This window comes from Clostridium sediminicola (assembly GCF_050402865.1).
Taxonomy (GTDB): domain Bacteria; phylum Bacillota; class Clostridia; order Clostridiales; family Clostridiaceae; genus Clostridium_AF; species Clostridium_AF sediminicola.
The window spans coordinates 1-529 of the sequence record NZ_BAABMF010000074.1 but is presented as its reverse complement, the minus strand read 5'-3'; the positions used below and the strand labels follow the sequence as shown (position 1 = coordinate 529).

Genomic DNA, 529 nt, shown 5'->3' with positions numbered 1-529 from the left:
GAGCCAGCAGTCGAAGGTGGGATCGATGATTGGGGTGAAGTCGTAACAAGGTAGCCGTAGGAGAACCTGCGGCTGGATCACCTCCTTTCTAGGGAGAAATGAGAACAATGTTCTCATAAAATTGACTCGGTTTTTTATCTACTCTGTTTAATTTTGAAAGACCAAATTGGTTTTTTTATTAGCTGAATACTGAAGATTACCAATTTATAATTGACAATGTCGGTTATGAATTTTTAATTGCAAAGTATTTGTAAAATGTTCATTGAAAATTGCATAGTGAATTAGTGAGATTCTTAGTGAAATTTGATTTATACATGTCAAAAATCTCAATGTATTAATGAGTTATGGACTTATATAAATTAGTAATTGAACTTAGATATCTCATAAACAAAAATAAGTAATAAAGCTCAAACTGAGCAAACTTTGTAAAAAGTTGATTAAATAACTAAAAGATCAAGCTACAAAGGGCGCACGGTGGATGCCTTGGCACTAGGAGCCGATGAAGGACGTGATAAGCTGCGATAAGCTT

The 529-nt window shown here is 34.2% G+C and carries 2 rRNA genes; both read left to right on the top strand.

The window, feature by feature from the left end:
- Positions 1-88 (top strand): 16S ribosomal RNA (locus ACQ3F0_RS26780); the annotation flags it as partial.
- Positions 89-451: 363 nt separating this feature from the next.
- A 23S ribosomal RNA gene (locus ACQ3F0_RS26775) occupies positions 452-529 on the top strand; the annotation flags it as partial.